At 67.6% G+C, this 14,798-nt stretch carries 12 protein-coding genes; 3 read left to right on the plus strand and 9 right to left on the minus strand.

Annotated elements, in window-relative coordinates:
* Positions 1 to 218 precede the first annotated feature (218 nt).
* The 9 genes from AC07X5_RS05440 to AC07X5_RS05480 all read right to left on the minus strand — a co-directional run bounded on the left by AC07X5_RS05440 (position 219) and on the right by AC07X5_RS05480 (position 9,051).
* Positions 219 to 1,355 (minus strand): glycosyltransferase family 2 protein, encoded by a 1,137-nt coding sequence (locus tag AC07X5_RS05440; protein ID WP_494769299.1) that lies wholly within the window; start codon positions 1,353 to 1,355, stop codon positions 219 to 221.
* Entirely contained in the window at positions 1,346 to 2,533 is a 1,188-nt protein-coding gene (locus AC07X5_RS05445) for a class I SAM-dependent methyltransferase (RefSeq protein ID WP_494769300.1), read from the minus strand. Before AC07X5_RS05445 ends, AC07X5_RS05440 begins: the two co-directional genes overlap by 10 nt.
* A complete protein-coding gene (locus AC07X5_RS05450) occupies positions 2,530 to 3,273 on the minus strand; it encodes a hypothetical protein (RefSeq protein ID WP_494769301.1) in 744 nt (247 codons plus the stop codon). Before AC07X5_RS05450 ends, AC07X5_RS05445 begins: the two co-directional genes overlap by 4 nt.
* Positions 3,274 to 3,309: 36 nt before the next feature.
* Positions 3,310 to 4,200: a lysophospholipid acyltransferase family protein gene (locus tag AC07X5_RS05455; RefSeq protein ID WP_494769302.1), complete on the minus strand. Its 891-nt coding sequence runs from the start codon at positions 4,198 to 4,200 to the stop codon at positions 3,310 to 3,312.
* Between the two features lie 53 nt (positions 4,201 to 4,253).
* Positions 4,254 to 5,072 (minus strand): class I SAM-dependent methyltransferase, encoded by an 819-nt coding sequence (locus tag AC07X5_RS05460; RefSeq protein ID WP_494769303.1) that lies wholly within the window; start codon positions 5,070 to 5,072, stop codon positions 4,254 to 4,256.
* 119 nt (positions 5,073 to 5,191) lie between these two features.
* Positions 5,192 to 6,202 (minus strand): GNAT family N-acetyltransferase, encoded by a 1,011-nt coding sequence (locus AC07X5_RS05465; RefSeq protein ID WP_494769304.1) that lies wholly within the window; start codon positions 6,200 to 6,202, stop codon positions 5,192 to 5,194.
* A complete protein-coding gene (locus AC07X5_RS05470) occupies positions 6,199 to 7,515 on the minus strand; it encodes an ABC transporter ATP-binding protein (RefSeq protein ID WP_494769305.1) in 1,317 nt (438 codons plus the stop codon). The genes AC07X5_RS05465 and AC07X5_RS05470 overlap by 4 nt, the downstream gene beginning before the upstream one ends.
* Positions 7,505 to 8,269, minus strand: coding sequence for an ABC transporter permease (locus tag AC07X5_RS05475; RefSeq protein WP_494769306.1), 765 nt, complete (start codon positions 8,267 to 8,269; stop codon positions 7,505 to 7,507). Before AC07X5_RS05475 ends, AC07X5_RS05470 begins: the two co-directional genes overlap by 11 nt.
* Before the next feature lie 83 nt (positions 8,270 to 8,352).
* On the minus strand, positions 8,353 to 9,051 hold the full coding sequence (locus AC07X5_RS05480) for a Crp/Fnr family transcriptional regulator (protein WP_409958344.1): 699 nt from the start codon (positions 9,049 to 9,051) through the stop codon (positions 8,353 to 8,355).
* A gap of 318 nt (positions 9,052 to 9,369) precedes the next feature.
* Between AC07X5_RS05480 and AC07X5_RS05485 the strand changes: the two genes are divergently transcribed.
* The 3 genes from AC07X5_RS05485 (at position 9,370) to AC07X5_RS05495 (ending at position 14,614) form a co-directional block, all read left to right on the plus strand.
* Positions 9,370 to 10,833, plus strand: a complete 1,464-nt coding sequence (locus AC07X5_RS05485; RefSeq protein WP_494769307.1) for a FecR family protein — start codon at positions 9,370 to 9,372, stop codon at positions 10,831 to 10,833.
* Positions 10,834 to 13,014 carry a CHASE2 domain-containing protein gene (locus AC07X5_RS05490; RefSeq protein ID WP_494769308.1) on the plus strand — a complete coding sequence of 727 codons (2,181 nt, stop codon included), beginning with the start codon at positions 10,834 to 10,836 and terminating at the stop codon, positions 13,012 to 13,014. It begins immediately after the preceding gene.
* Between the two features lie 88 nt (positions 13,015 to 13,102).
* A complete protein-coding gene (locus tag AC07X5_RS05495) occupies positions 13,103 to 14,614 on the plus strand; it encodes a tetratricopeptide repeat protein (protein WP_494769309.1) in 1,512 nt (503 codons plus the stop codon).
* Positions 14,615 to 14,798 lie beyond the last annotated feature (184 nt).

Genomic DNA, 14,798 nt, shown 5'->3' on the forward strand with positions numbered 1-14,798 from the left:
ACTCCAAGAAATCGAATTGCCGGGCAAGCCCGGCGAAGAAAAGTGGCGCTGCAACCCGCCTTGTGTCGGGCCGCGGGCGCGCGCATGGGGCGCGACCACGGGGTAGCAGGCGGCCTTGCGGCGTACCCCTCCCTGCCATGGTCAGGATTTTCGCAGAGTGGCGGGAGGCCATTGCGCTACAGGATGTGTCTGCCATCCTGTCTCCCGGGCTTCTGCCTTCAAGCGGCTGTGCCCGTGTTTGCCTCCTGCGAACTGGCATGCGGCGGTTCGAAGGTGGCCAGCACCTCACTCCCGTGGTCACCTTCGCCAAGGCGGCTGCTGCGCAGGCGCGCGAACACAGTGCCCGCCCCGAAATGCGCCAGAGTCTGGTAGGAGGCCTGGGCCTGGGCCCCGGTTCCCAGATGCCCGATACAGATCTGCAGCAAAGGATCGGGGCTGAGCTCCAGCACCCAGCCTGCCTGCAGCGACTGTGGCACGGCCAGTTCGATTCCGCCATGGGTCCGTGTGCCCGCCTGATGGGGATCTCCCATCGGACCGGGCGGGGTTTGTTGCAACAGCCGGGCCTTGTGGAGCCAGCGGTCATCGGCATAGTGCTTGTCGAAATAGACAGCAGCGCCTGTTTCCATCAAGCCTTGCTTGTGGGGCGCATTGCACCAGGCATGCACGGCCTGTGCCTGGGGGATCATGGCCATGCCCCAGCCCTGGCGACGCAAGCGCATGCAGAGGTCGGAATCCTCGAAATACATGAAGAACCGCGGGTCGAACAGGTCACCGCTTGTGTCCAGGGACCGGCGGTGCACCATGACGGCCCCGCCGGACAACGCGCGCGCTCGCAGCGGCACATGGCGGGCCTGCCAGTGGCGCAGGGCTTCGGCACCCGTGGCCTGGCGGATCCGGCGCCGGATGCCTGGCTCTCTGCGGGCCCGCTCGGTGGCCCACGCGCGTACCGCCGTTGGCAGCCAACTGGGTGGCAACTGCCATTGCAGGGCCGCGTCCAGGAACTGCCGGGGGGCGGCAGCCCCCAGTGACGCATCCCTGGTCAGCGCCTCGGTCAATGCCGTCGTGCAACCCCGGACCAGACGCACATCAGGATTCACCAGGAAGAAGCAGTCGGCGGACGAGGCCCGCACCGCCAGGTTGCAGCCCCGACCAAAGCCGATGTTGCCCTCGGCGCGGTGGCAGTGCACCGCCGGCGGAAGCAAGGACTGCAGCAGGGTCCACTCGCCATCGTCATCGCTGTTGTCGACCACACGCACTTCGGTTCCAGGCGCGTCGGCCAGCACGGACTGTACCGCCGCCGCAATCTCGGCCGCGCCCCGGTAGTTCACCAAAATCACGCAGCAGCTCAGGCCCATGGGCCGTCCTTGCGCGGAATGGCGCGGACCAGGAATGCATAGGTGTCCCAACTCGCCGCATCGGCCTTCAGGCGCGGACTCTGCCCCCAGTGCCGGGCCCAGTCCTCAGGCGCTGGAACCCGCACGCGCTCCAGGTGCTCGACCTGGAAGCCGGCGCTGGCGAGCAGGTCCTGCAGGGTCTTCCAGGTGAAGAAGCGCACATGGGTCACGCAGTGGATACCCAGTGGGCAGTAGTCCCAACGCCCTTCGATCAGATCGGCCAACACGCCCCAGTGGCCCACGTTGGGGATGGAGAGGAGAACCGAGCCACCCGGGGCCAGCAGGCTGCGGGCCCGGGCCAGCCAGGCACCTGGGTCGTTGGCATGCTCCAGCACATCCAGAAAGCTGATGCAATCGAATGCGCCCTCGCCATGGCCCGCCAAACCGGCAAAGGGCTGGGTGAGAAAGTCGCCTTGCCACACATGGTCCACCTGGGCGCGCGCGGTGCGGCAGGCTTCTTCCGAATACTCGGCCAGGTGGGTCTCGCAGCCGCGCTGCTCCTTGACCGCCTGAAGAAAGCCGCCTTCTCCGCCACCGACGTCCAGCACGCGGGCCACGCCGGCAGGCAGCAGGGGCAGCATGTCCTCGCGCCGCGCCTGGTGGTAGCTGGCGAAGTCGTGCACGAAAGCACCGGGTATCCACCGGGCCTGGTTGCGCACGGTGCCGGCGCGCACGGCGGCCACGGTGGTCAGCGTCACCAGCGGTGCGTGCTGGCCGCTGTCCGCAAGAGGGGGGAGATCGCGCGCGCCCAGTTGTTCCAGGTAGCGCTCCATGCCGCGCACGGTGCAGTAGTCAGGGGCCAGGGACGGGGGAAAGCCCGGGTCGAACGCATGCACCGCCGTAGGCGCATCTCCCGGCACGCCGTCCAGCGCCCTGCCCAGCCGCTCCAGCACGTCGGGACCGACCATGACATGGCCATGGCGCAGCAGCAGCACGCGGGCAGTCCCGTTCAGCGGCGCTGCGGCCAGTGCCTGGTCCAGGGCCTGGCGCCAGGCCTGCGGACTGGCCGGTTCGGGCGTCTCCTGCCACATGGTGGGTGGCGGTAGCGCGCGGTGCAACTGGTCCCAGCCGTAGCGGAATTCTTCCGACGACAACGGGCTTGATGCCGTGGAAACGATGACCAGTGCGATGGCTGTCATGGCGCGTCCTGGTCCAGGGGCTGCGCATCGGCCGCAAGCATCGATTGCGCCAGCGTGCGCACATCCCCACGCTGGTGGATGGCAACGCAGGTCGTCGTCAGGGGAAATTTCTGTTCCCACTTGGCCTCGAACGCTGCCCCGCTGCGCGCGATGCGCTGCGCCGTGGGTCGGGGCAGGGGGGGCTGCTGCGGGGTGTTGGACCAGTGCTCGCAAAACGCATCCACGGCGGCGGCCTGCAGACCCGCCGCCTGGGCCTGCAGCACCAGGTCGGTGGCGTAGAAGTCCCAGCCCAGCGCCTGGTCCATGCGCAGGCCGCTGTCGCTGCGCACGGCCACCAGCAGTTCGTCCAGGCTGTCCACCAGGCAAGGCAGCGGTGCCGCGCCGCGCAGCACCTGGCCCCGGTCCAGCACATGGCCCGCATGGACCGCGGCGGCCCCTGCGCCGGTCACGCCGTAAGTGCCGACGATGGCCAGGCGCCCCAGCCGCTGTTCGGCCTGCGCGATGGCCTGGGCGAACAAGGTGTCCCAACCTTCGGGCAGGACCACGTCCTGGTGCACCCACACCACCCATTGCTGTTCCGGCCGGGAATCCATCACGGCGTTGAACACCTGGGCCGCGGACGCAGCATTCCAGCGCAGCACCAGCGGCCGCCTGCCGGCAGCCAGGCAGGGCGATGCCAACAAGCGTTCGCGCACGGTATCGAAGCTGCTCACGGCACTGACAAACAGAAAATCAGACACGGTCAACCATCCTTGGAGCGGCACAGCCGGCCGCCATCATGCACTGGAGGTCTCGGCGGGCACATAGGTGCGGTACAGGTCGGCGGCCCACCATTGCCACGGGTGGGACAGCAGATGGCGCTCAAGCGCCGCATAGGCCTGTTGCAATCCGCCATTGTCGAGGGTGACGGGTTCGGTGACCTCCACCGTGAAATGCCCACTCGGCCCTTCCTGGCATGTATAGAGCGCCAGTGGCGCGTGGCCGGCCTTGGCCAGAAACTGCGGGCCCGACGCCATCAGGCGGCGTGCACCCAGAAAATCCACCGGTTGCGACCGATCCTGCGATGTCGAAGGGCCATCGCAGGCGATGACCACGATTTCACCGCGCCGCAGCGCACTCACGAAAACACGCAGGCTGTCCTCGAAATGCATTACCCGCCCGGGGGCCAGCAGCCGGTTCAAGGCCACGGCCTTGGTGGCAAAGTGCCGGCTGATGGCGGGCGGCACCATGGCGTCGTCAGTGAGCCGGGTGGCCATGAGATTGACGGTAAGGCCCGCTTCGGCCAGCGCTGCCAGCCCCACATAGAGACTGTCGAAATGCGCGGTCAGGAGCACCACACCCTGCTGGCTGTCACGTGCCTTGAGCAGCGGCTCCAGGCCGGTGATCCGGGCCTGGATGGTCTTGCGGTCCAGGCGGTTCAACCGAACGGCCTCGACCTCCTCGCGCGACATGCACAGAAAACGCCGCAGGGTCAGCCGCTGAGGCAGAGAGCCTTCCGGGGCTTGCAGGCGCAATTGCGCCATGGCGTGCTGCGTGGCTTCGCGCACATAGCCGTGGCCCAGCGACAGGGTGCGCCAGTCCCAGTCCATTGCATAGTTGATGCACCCGCGCAGCAGCCACAGCGGGCGGGCGAGCCAGCGTGGCAGCCGCGCCAGCAGGGGCAGCACCAGGCCGTAGTCCAGCCGTGCCACCCCCCGCGAGAGCCAGCGTGGAAACTGCTTCAATGGCCTGGCGCCGGGGCTTCCGGCTTCTTCAACACGAAGATGTGGTACCCCATGGCCCCGTCCTGGGCGAGCTCGCGGTAGTTGTTCAGCACCAGCGACCAGTACTTGGAAATGCGGCTGCGCTTGTTGGGTTGGCCAGCATTGAATTCATGCACGTGCTGGTACAGCGGGCCATACACCTCTGGGCCAATGTCCTCGGTCGAGACCAGCTCAAAGCCGGCATCGCGGATGAGTCCGTGGTAGGTCGCCGCGCTCTCGAAGTAGTTGCCCTGGCGAAAGCGCACGCCCTCCACGCGCGAACAGGTGATGTCTGCCACCACGGCGCGGCCTCCCGGCCGCAGCGTGCGGAAGATCTCGCCGAAGAACGAGGGCTTGTTGTCGTAGTGGAACGAGGATTCGATGCACAGCCCGAAGTCGAAAGCGTTGTCCTGCAGGGGCAGGGCCATGGAGTTGCCCTGCTGTGCCTGGAAGCGGTCCTGCACCCCATGGGCCCTGGCATTGGCCTGCGCTAGCGCCAGCTGGCCCTCGGCGATGTCGACTCCGGTCATGCGCGCGTGCGGCAGTTGCTTGAGCACGTTGATGCTGATCCCGCCGATGCCGCAGCCCACTTCGACACCCTGGGCGCCGTCCTTGGGAATCGAGGCAATGATGCGCTGCACCAGCGACTGCTGGGCCTCGTAAAGATGGTCCACCCCCTGGGGCCAGTAGCCGAAGTTGAGCATCACGGTGGGCGGTGCGCTGGCCTTGCTGCCCATGGCGATCCAGTAGTCGCGGTTCTGGGCGTAAAAATCTGAAACTTCGTGAACGCTGTGCATAAAACTTGGTAAGTAGGTGGGGCACGGACCACTGCGGGGTCCATGTCCATCATCGTGAAAATCAGCGCTGGAGCGCCATCGCGGGGCGCAGGCCGTCGGTCAGGCTCCAGACGTCAAGCTTAGCGAAAATCTGTATCCCCCCCGGTAAGCCACCACGGCTGGCCGCCGATGCCCGTTGGTACGGCGGCCGACATGCGTTGCGTCACGCAGTGCGGGCAGGCGGTCTGCTCGGTGGCGCGGATGCCGTCCACAGGGGCCGCCAGGTCCTGCAGCCGGCGCACCAGGGGCTGGCTGATCCAGCTGGTCAGCACGCTGGCGCCGCCTTGGGCGGCCAGCTCCCGGGCTGCGGCCATCAGCACTGGCATGTGCTCTATGGCGCCCAGCCAATCGAGCAGCTCCCAGTCGCCGCCAGCGTCCTTTGCGGGGCGCAGCACCACGGCCCCCAGAATGCGCCGTGCATAGCGGCCGCGCACCCACCAGCACCGGTAAGCCCCATCGGGGTGGTTGGCAAACCGGTGGCGCCACCAGTGCGCATCCCGCTGGGGCAGGACAAACTCCCGGGCGCTGGCGCGCAGCGCCTGCCACAGGGCATTGAGCCGCGCATCCGTGCCGGCCATGCCCCAGTCGATGGGGGCTGTGACCCAGGGGCGCTTCCAGAAAGGCGTGGCACAGGAGGAAAGCTTCCAGCGCAGTTCGAGAATTTCTCCCACCGGGGTGTACATGCCCAGCTTCTCGCCCAGGCGCGTATGGCGTGCGTTGGGAAATCCGAAGCCCAGCGCAAAGCCCGTCGGCGTGCCGATGTGGTCTTGCAGGAAAGCCTGGGTGGCGGTGGCGAACGGCCCCTGGCGTGAAAGGATGCCGCGCGCCTCGGTCTTGACCATCACGTCGCCCAGTTGCACGGCCTGCACCGCCTCGCCCGTGCAGATCAGTGTGCGGGCCGTGCCGCCATAGTGGGCCAGCAGGCTGCCATCGTCGCCCCGGGTCCCGGTGGCGCGGCCGCGCCCGCCATCGTATTTCCAGCGCCACAGCGCCTCGCTCATGGGGTGGCCGAACACCTGCGCGAACAGGGCGCGGATCTCCTCCATCTGGGCGGCGCCCAGCTCAACGGCGTGCCAGGACCGCGTGCTCACCGGCCGACCTTGCTGTCCCAGTGGTGGGGCAGGCTCACCAGGCCTTGCTCCAGCCCGGTCTGCACCACGCGCAGCGTGATGGCGCGCTCCACGATCTCATAAGGGTGCAGGCCGCGCTCGCAGGCCAGTATCACCGAGACCGTGTAGTCCCCCTGCAATAAAGGCAGGTGCGTCAGGGTGAGCACGCCCACGCCTGTGCCCGTTGCATCCCTTTGCAGCTCCACGCCATCATTGGCGCTGCCGGCGCTGGTCACCACCGTGCCGTTGGCATGGGCGATGCCGATGGCCATCGAGGGGCAGGGGAGGGCGGGGTCGCTGTCGAACTGCATGCGCAATTCCAGTGTCGTGCGTCCGGAGTGGATGGCCAGCTCACGCCCTGCCACGCCATCGGCCAAGGCCTTGATGTCGGTGATCACGGCGGTGCCGTCGGGCGCCTTGCGCACTTTGGCGCCGTGCGCGATGGAATCGGCCTCGAAATCGTCTGCCGCCGACGCGGCGGCCGGCACTGCGATGGCAGCCGCTCCTTGCGCGCCTTCGCGGCTCGGGGCATCTTCCATCACCAGCGAGGTCTCGTAGGCTGCGGTGACCTTGGGCGCCTCGTCCCACATGCGCATGCGGCCGCCTTCCAGCCACAGCGCACGCGAGCACAGAGCCTGCACGTGGTACATGGAGTGGGAGCAGAACAGGATGGTGGCGCCCCGGTCCTTCATGTCCATGATGCGGTCGAACGATTTGCGCGCGAAAGCGCCATCGCCCACGGACAGTGCCTCGTCGATCACCAGGATGTCGGGCTCCACACTCGTGGCCACGGCAAACGCCAAGCGCACGAACATGCCGCTCGAATAGGTCTTGACCGGTTGGTGGATGAACTGGCCGATGTCCGCGAACGCCAGGATGCTGTCCAGGCGCTCGTCCACCTGCGCGCGCCCCATGCCCAGGATGGCAGCGTTCATGTAGACGTTTTCGAGCCCGCTGAAATCGGGGCTGAAGCCCGCACCCAGCTCCAGCAGGGCAGCCACGCGCCCGCGCACCGCCAGCGTGCCCGTGGTGGGCGCCAGCGTGCCGCAGACCATCTGCAGCAGGGTGGACTTGCCAGCGCCGTTGCGGCCCACCAGCCCTACCACCTCGCCGCGGCGGATGTCGAAGCTCACATCCTGCAGCGCCCAGAAGTCGCGGCTGTATTGCTTGTAGCGGCCCCAGAGCAATTGCTTGAGCCGGTCGCTGGGCTGCTGGAACAGCGAGAAACGCTTGCCCACAGCGCGTGCCTCGATGGCCAGGGCATGGGGGTTGTCCACAGGGGTATCAAACGACATCGGAGAACCCCGTGCGCACTTTGTGGAAAAACGCCGCACCGGCTGCGGCGACGGCGGTGCAGGCCGCCAGCAGCACCGCCAGGGCCTGCCAGTCAGGCCAGCGGCCCGCAAGCAGCACCTCGCGCGTACCGGTCATCACCCAGGCGAGCGGGTTGAGCAGCAGCCACGGGCGTATGGCTTCGGGCAATGCCTCGACCGGAAAGAAGATGGGGCTCAGGAACATGAGTGCAGCCACCACCATGCCCAGCAACTGTCCTACGTCGCGCACATAGGTGCCCACTCCGGCCAGGAACCAGCCCAGGCCCAGCACCAGGGGCAACAACGGTAGCCACACCAGCGGCAGGGCCAGCATGGTGGGCGAGAGCCCGTGGCCGCTGAGCAGGGCCAAGCCCACCAGCAGCAACGCGGACACCGCCAATCCCACCGATGCGCTGGCTGCATTCACCCAGGGCATGATCTCCAGCGGAAATACCACTTTCTTGACCAGGTGGGGCTGTTCCAACACCAGATTGGGCGCGCGGTTCACGCATTCCGCGAAGAACCCGAAGACTGCGAGGCCTGCATAGATGCGCAGGGCAAAAGCCATGTTGCCTTCATCCACGCCATGCCAGCGCACGCGCATGACGTGGCGAAACACCAGCGTGTACACCCCCAGCATCAGCAGCGGGGTGAGCACCACCCACACCATGCCCAGCCACGACTGGCGGTAGCGGGCATGCACTTCGCGGCGCGCCAGTTGCAGCACCAGGGGCATATGGCGCCAAGGCCATAGATACGACAGCAGGAATCTCAAGGCAGTAACCGTAAAACAGGGGGAAGGGCAGCCTGCGGGCAACGTCAGGCTTTGGGGGGGTCTGCGCGCCCTTCGGCAATATCGCGCATCAGTTCGGGCTGCATCAGCTTGAGGATGTTGCCCTCGCGCACCAGGACCTTGTGCAGAAACAACACCTGGAATGCGCGCGTCACGGTCTCCCGGCTGGCATTGATCATGATGGCCAGTTCCTGGTGGGTGGGGGCCTGGGCCACTTCGACCACCCCGTCGACCGGGCGCTGGGGCAATTGTAAAAGCAATACGCAAAGGCGCTGGAAGGGGTTGGGAAGGCTCAACAGCGTGCGTTGTGCCATCACTGTGCGCACCCTTTGCGCCAGCCGCGCCATCACCGCCTGTGCCAGCGCAGGGTGGCCCAGGATCAGCTCGCGCGCGGCAGCGCCATCGAGAAATGCCACTGTGGACTTCACGGCAGCAATGACGAACTCCGAAGGGGGTTTGCCATCCACCAGTGCCAATTCGCCGAAATAGTCCCCGGGATCCACGAAGTACATGCCCACACTGCGGCCGTCCACCGTGAAATCGACCCCCTGCAGCCGTCCTTCCACCAGAAAACCCAGTTCCTGGGTCGGGTTTTCCTTGCCCATCACCATGGCCCGGCGGGCAAACGAGCGCAGCGCCATGCGTGCCGACAGTGGTTCCAGGGCTTCGCGCGCCAATGGCTGCAGCAAAGGAAACTGGCTCAACAACTGAACGGAAACGGGCATAGATAGGGAAAAACGCGGCTTGAGCCGATAATACGAAGCCGCTGAAAACGGCGCCCAGCGGGCGCCAGGAGATGCAGATCCGGGGTCGGACCGTGCCATGCACCCATGGAATGTTTGCCGGCCTGCGCCGGGCAGCGCATTGCGGCATTACACCACTGGCAACGCTCCCAGCATATTGCCAGCGCTGCGGCAAGTGGTGTGTGACCGTGCTCACACACTGTGAAACAGACATGAGCGAAAATAGAGACTAGAGCTATCTCCTGGCCTGCGCCCCGTTTTGGCGCCGCCAGGCATTCTCTGCTGTCCGAAAGGCACACCATGAACCACCGATTGCACCCCATTGCCGCCTGCCTCGCATTCCCCTTGATGGGAATGGGGGGCATTGCGCTTGCCTCTACGCCCGGGCAACCTTTGGGCGCGGTCGTGGGTGAAGCCACGTTTGTCATCGGTGCCGCCTCCATTCTCCAGGAAGACGGCAGCAGCCGTGCGCTCGACCGCGGCGCCGCCGTGCGCGTTGGCGATCGCATCGAGACCAAGGCCGGTGGCCATGTGCACCTGCGCTTCGTGGACGGCGGGCGCCTGAGCGTGCGGCCGGCCAGCCGCCTGCACATCGAGAGCTACAGCCATTCCGCCCAGCAGCCGCAGCTGGGCGCCATCAAGTTCCGCCTGGACGAAGGCGTGGTGCGCTCCATCACCGGCAGCTGGGGCGAGGCGGCGCGCGAGCGTTTCCGTCTGAACACCCCTGTGGCCGCCATCGGCGTCAAGGGCACGGACTTTGTCGTACGCTCCGATATGGAGCGCACGGCTGCATCGGTGTACACCGGTGCCATCACGCTCACGCCGCTGGCCAACAATGGCTGCGGCGCCAGCGTCGGCCCCTGCATCAGCGGCCACGAAAAGCTGCTGTCGGACGACATGAAGGGCCAGATCCTCGAGTACAGCCGGCGCGATGCCACTCCCTTGCTGGTGGCCACCGACACTGTGGCGCGCAATGCGCGCGCGATGGAGATCACGGCGGCACGCACCGAGAAGCCGCAAGCCCCGGCGCTGGACGATCTGCGCGCCGAGCCCACCCCCGTCAAGTCGCTCACCAGTGAGCAAAAGGCGGTCGAAGTCGCCGTCTACACCCCTCCGGTCGCACCGGTGGCTCCGCCGCCACCGCCTGAGCCCCCCGTGACGGTGGCGCCACCACCACCATCACCGCCTCCAGCGCCCCCACCTCCAGCGCCGGCTCCGCCGCCTGCCGTGGTCGAGCCCACCATCCCTGTGCAGCCGCCCCAGGTGACGCAGCTGGCGTGGGCGCGCCAGTCCTGGACCGCGCGTGTCGAGGGCGACAGCTTCGTGGTGGACTACGAAACCGCGCTCAAGTCGGGCTGGAACCGTGTGGTGGGCAACGTCTCCAACGTGCTTTTCCAACAGCCGGATGCGCAAGGCAAGCTGCCCCAGGAAGGCGTCGTCAATTTCCGCCTGGCCAACGCCAGTGCACAGTTCTACAAGGACGCCCAGACCGCCATCGAAGCAGTGGCGGTGCAGAGCGGGGCCTTGCAGGTGGACTTCGGTCGCTCGCTGTTCCAGACCTCGCTGTACATGGCCAGCAAGAGCGTGGGCACGCAAAACATCCAGGCCACAGGCAATGTGAGCGCGACGGGGAATTTCGTGCCCACCGCAGCCAATGCCAACGTCATCGGCGGCCTGAATGCGAGCGGCACCGAAGCCGCCTATGGGTTCGAGAAAAGCCTGCCCCAAGGTTCGCTCAGCGGCGTAACCCTCTGGGGGCGCTGATTGACGCCACGCCAGCCGCCAGCGGACAGACGTCCGGTAGGACGACACCGGGCTCTGCTGGCAGGTCTGGCAGCCGCTGCCATTGTCAGCCTGCTGCTGTCGCTGCTTTTTGGCCCTGCGCTGCAGGCGGTCGAAGAGCGCGCGGGTGACTGGGTCTGGCGCCTGGGCTCCCAGAAAACCGAGGAGCGCCGCGTCCTCGTTGTCGACATCGATGAAAAATCACTCGCCGAAATCGGCCCCTGGCCCTGGCCGCGCAGCACCCAGGCGCGCCTGATCGAGCAGATCGCCCAGCTGGGCGCGCGCGAGCAGATCCTCGATGTGGTCTTCACCGACCCGCGCGACGACGACGCCGCGCTGCTCGCCGCCGTGACCGAGCACCGGCCGGTCCTGGCCCAGGTCTTCGCACTGGGCGCGTCGGGTCCCGGCACCGGTCTGCCCCAGCTCAGCGAGCAGGCCGCCCCGCGCGTGGGCCAGCCTTCGGGAGCGCTCGACTGGGCCAGCTGCCCGGCGCCTTTTTCGGAAGCACTGGGGCATCTGTCCAACTTTCCCGCGCTGGCAGCGCTGGGCGACATGCCGCTCGGGCGCACTGGCCACATCAGCCCCCGCATCGCCGACGACGGCGTGGTGCGCCACCAGCCTGCCATCATCTGCTGGCAGGGCAAATCCTATCCCTCGCTGGCCATTGCCTCGCTACTGCGGGCCACCTCCGAGACCAGCCTGCTGCTGCAGCGCGGCGGATGGTGGGATGCGCCCTGGACCCTGGGCAGCGCCGGCCAGGCACTGCCTGCGCTCCCGCTGGACGAACGCGGCAACATGCGTGTCGCATGGCGCCTGCATCCCGACAGCTTCGTGAGCATTCCTGCCGCCGACGTGCTGGCCGGCCGGGTTCCGACCGACATCATGGCCGGTGCCTGGGTGCTGGTGGGTGCCAGTGCCTTTGGCATGAACGACACCATTGCCACGCCTTACAGCGGCTCCAGCGCCGGGCTGTTGGCGCATGCCCAGATCCTGAGTGCCCTGGTGGATGGGCACACGCCCTATACCCCGCGCGCTGCGTTGCCGCTGCAGGCGGCGGCCGCTGCGCTGGGTGCCCTGCTGCTGTGGCTGCTGGTGCGGCTGGCAGGGGCTGCGGCCAGCGGGCGCGGCGGCTCCGAGCGTGGTGCCCAGGCGCTCTCACCGTCGCCCATGTTGCGCATGCCGGTGTACCTGCTGCCCCTGGCGGCCCTGGCCTATGCGCTGGCGCTGGTGCTGGCCCATGCCCTGGCCCTGTGGCTGGTCGACGTGTGGGTGGGGTGGCTGCTGCCAGCGCTCTTCGTGCTGCTGGCCGGGGTGTTTGCCGGCACCATCGAGCACGCGCGCAGCCGCAGCGAGCGGGACCGCCTCTACCAGCATCTGGCCAGCTACCTGCCGGCGCCTGTGGCGGCTGCCCTGGCGCTGCAGCCACCCTCCAGCGCCATCCGCGCCAGCACACGGCAGGTCAGCGTGCTGCTGGCGGACATCCGCAATTTCTCCGCCTACTGCGAGGCACGTCCGCCCGAAGAGGCCGCGGCCGTGCTGCATGCCTTCTTCTCCGCCGCCAGCCGCATCGTGCAGGTGCACGGCGGGGTCATCGAATCTTTCCAGGGCGACGCCGTCGTTGCCGTGTGGAATGGCGCGGATGACGTTCCCCTGCCTTCGGCGGCCGATGACCAGCATGCACAGGTGCACTCACGGCAGGCCGTTGCGGCTGCGCTCGATCTGCTCGCGGAATCCCTCAAGCTGCTGCCCGACCCGGCGCCCGCCGGCCTGGAGCCCCTGAGCCTGGGCCTGGGCCTGGAGACAGGCCCTGCCATGGTGGGATCCTTCGGGCTGGCCAGCCGCCGCACCCATACGGTCATGGGCCGTACCATCACCATCGCCAGCCGCCTGGTCGATCTGACGGTAGACCTTGCGCACCCCATCCTGGTCGGCGAGGGCATGGCGGCGCAACTGGGCGGGCAATTCACCGTGAGCGCGCGTGCAGGAGGCGGCGCAGGCTCCGTGGAGCCGCAGCACCTGCAGTCCATGGGCACCTTCCTGCTCGAGGGCCTGCGCGTACCCCACCACATATATGCTGTGCCCCTGGACACCCTGGCGGCCGAGCACCCGCCTGCACCGGGGGACAGCCAGGCAGCCCAACCCACAACCCATGGCACAGCGTAGGCGGCACTACCGTTTCTCTGCCGAATCCCGCGCAGCATCCGCACCCCCGGGCCCATGGCCCCGCACGGTGTGGACGCTTGCCATCGCCATGTCCGCTGCCACGGCCGTCCAGGCCCAGGCGCCCCGCACAACTGAGCCTGAAAAGCGCCTGCCCCCCCTGTCCGCCCCTGTGCAGGAGACCGCTTCCGCTTTCAACGTGCCCCAGGTGCCACCGGCCGGCGCCGATCCCAGTGCCGCACAGGCTGCAGTGGCTGCCGTGTGCGTCCCGGTGCCCGATGGCACCCCTGCCGACCGCCTGACCCCTTATGTCATCACCTGCCAGCGCGTGCCTGAGTGGCTGGCGCAACTGGGGGCCTTGCTCAACAAGGAAGGCCGTTACGACGAAGCAGCCGAGCACCTGGAGCGTTCGCTCATGCTCGCGCCCGACCAGATCCAGGCCGGGCTCGACTACGCCGTGGCCCTGGCCGGCGTGGGCGACCTGCTCAGTGCGACCCAGCTGCTGGGCCAGTGGCTGGCACGCCCCGACCTGCCCGACACCTTGCGCGCCAGCCTGGCCCAGGCCCAGCAGCGCTATGCTGCGGCGGGCCGTGCCAATACCGGCTGGCAATGGCGCCGCCACGCCGGGCTGCGGCAGGGGCGCGACAGCAACCTCGCAGGCGCCCCCGGCATCACCAGCCTGACGCTGACACTGCCCACCGGCAACATCACCTTGCCGGTGGAAGAAGCCAGTCTTCCCCGCCCCGGTACCTACACCCGGGCCGACGTGCGCATGGACCTGGCGCGCCAGTGGGCCGATGGCCAGCGCGTGGAGGTGGCGGCCGCCGTGCTGGCCCGCTCCGCCCCCCAGGCCCCCCAGACCGGGACCACCCAGGCCGAGCTCGCTGGCGAATATTCGCGCCTGGCGGGAGAAATCGGCTCCGGCGGCAACACCACCCTGCTGCAGCACTATATGGGGGCCGCCATGGCCAGCCTCCATACACGCGGTGGCACACGTTACTCAAGTTTGCACCTGGGCTCGGGCCTGCAACTGCAGGACAAATACATGCCCGCCAACGGCACCGGCCTGCCCAGTACGCAGGGCTTGTCGTCAATCTGCAACACCCGCGTGGGCGCAGAAGTGCAATTGCGCAATCTCTATAGCAACCCGGTGCTCTCGGGCCGCTATGCGGGCCTGGCCTGGCAGTGGAGCTGCAACGCGCAGCCCCAGCAGGTGCTGGCGGACGGCGCAGGCCTTGCCTTCAGCCAGTGGCAGATCGGCCTGCGGGCCGGTGTGGACATGCCCACCGATGCCACCCGCCCCGGTGGCCGCCAGCAGCAGTACAGCCTGCGCGCCGCCGCCCACCTCGGCCCGCGCTGGTACTTGGACGCGGAACTGGGCCACAACCGGGACACCACCGCCTACAGCGCCATTCTGGACAACGGGCGTGTGCGCAACACCACCCGCCTGTCCATGCGCGCCGAATACCAGCATCCGCTGACCGGCCTCGCACCCGGCGCCGTGGCCGTGCTGGGCTTCGAAGGCTTCAGGCAGACCGCCAACCTGCCCTTGTTCGCCATCCGCAGCAGCGGGCCTTACATTGCCATTCGGGGCCAGTGGTAGCCACAAGCCACTGTGGGCTGTTGGCTTGCTGCAACATCGGGAGCAGCAGGCAGACATCACCGGCAAGCGCGCGGTACTTGTGATCCGCATCACGCCCCCACCGGTGGGTTGGTTGCTACACTTCATCCCAAGTTGGCTAGGCATTGCTCTTGAATCACTGGCATTTTTTTAAAAGTGCGTGTGA

The sequence above is a fragment of the Acidovorax sp. GW458-11-26-14-TSB4 genome (assembly GCF_059423865.1).

Excerpts from the sequence above, each read along its gene's own strand:
- AC07X5_RS05440 (WP_494769299.1), bottom strand. The coding sequence starts at position 1,355 with ATGGGCCTGAGCTGCTGCGTGATTTTGGTGAACTACCGGGGCGCGGCC.
- AC07X5_RS05445 (WP_494769300.1), bottom strand. The coding sequence starts at position 2,533 with ATGACAGCCATCGCACTGGTCATCGTTTCCACGGCATCAAGCCCGTTG.
- AC07X5_RS05460 (WP_494769303.1), bottom strand. The coding sequence starts at position 5,072 with ATGCACAGCGTTCACGAAGTTTCAGATTTTTACGCCCAGAACCGCGAC.
- AC07X5_RS05470 (WP_494769305.1), bottom strand. The coding sequence starts at position 7,515 with ATGTCGTTTGATACCCCTGTGGACAACCCCCATGCCCTGGCCATCGAG.
- AC07X5_RS05475 (WP_494769306.1), bottom strand. The coding sequence starts at position 8,269 with ATGCCCCTGGTGCTGCAACTGGCGCGCCGCGAAGTGCATGCCCGCTAC.
- AC07X5_RS05480 (WP_409958344.1), bottom strand. The coding sequence starts at position 9,051 with ATGCCCGTTTCCGTTCAGTTGTTGAGCCAGTTTCCTTTGCTGCAGCCA.
- AC07X5_RS05485 (WP_494769307.1), top strand. The coding sequence starts at position 9,370 with ATGAACCACCGATTGCACCCCATTGCCGCCTGCCTCGCATTCCCCTTG.
- AC07X5_RS05495 (WP_494769309.1), top strand. The coding sequence starts at position 13,103 with ATGTCCGCTGCCACGGCCGTCCAGGCCCAGGCGCCCCGCACAACTGAG.